Annotated in this window: 1 protein-coding gene; it reads left to right on the top strand. The window is 58.5% G+C overall.

The annotated features are described in order from the left end of the window. Positions 1 to 753 (top strand): hypothetical protein (locus tag JF66_RS23905; protein WP_197059510.1); only part of this gene is annotated, 753 nt, incomplete at its 5' end. Positions 754 to 759 lie beyond the last annotated feature (6 nt).

Here is a 759-nt window from a genome sequence, read left to right as displayed (position 1 = left end):
TTCCTCTTCGGGCGACCGCTGTCGTTCCGCGAGCACAAACTGCGCGATGACCTCTTTGCCTCACGAATGAACGGCGGTCGCATCTACGCGCATCCGCTGACCGAGATCATCAGTCGGAACACTTATCGCGAGCGGCTCACCGAAGTTCCGTCTAAGAAGGATCTTGGACGTCCGATCGCACACATGGTCCAAATCGGGGCCGAGGGACTTGCTAAATGGGCTGAGAATTACGCTATCTGGGAGCGTTTTATTCTCCCGAGCGTGAGTGTGCTGGGTCGCACGGGGAGATTCATTGAGGATGTGGTCATTTCCACTTCTATGAGTATCGAAGCGGCCGGCGGCATCCTTGGCGAACATGACGGTGAACGGGCGACGTGGAGCCGAGGGAGGCCCACGACTGCGACGTACGTCTATAGGTGCCTGGCCACCCTCGACGTGCGATGGCCCCAGCGCATTCGCGACCAGGTTGGGCTGTCGCGAGCTATCGCCAATAACTACAACGACGTCAAGCACTATGACCGGGGTGAGTTCCCTGACCACGACGAGTCCTATGTCGTAAGCGAGGTCAATCAGATGATTGTGCGCCTACTGGCGATCCACATAACCGGCCGAGGCGACGAGCTGCTCTCGCCCTACCGTGAAGGCAACAAGCTCTACGAGATCCAGCAGGTGCTCGACGGGTACGGACTCCGAGTTGACGAGACAGGACATTGGCATCGCGACGTCGATGACGTGCCTTCCGAGTGCAAGTAGTCAGAC

The organism is Cryobacterium sp. MLB-32, from assembly GCF_000738085.1.
GTDB lineage: Bacteria > Actinomycetota > Actinomycetes > Actinomycetales > Microbacteriaceae > Cryobacterium.
The sequence above is the reverse complement of the archived record's forward strand: the minus strand, read 5'-3'. Positions and strand labels throughout refer to the sequence as shown.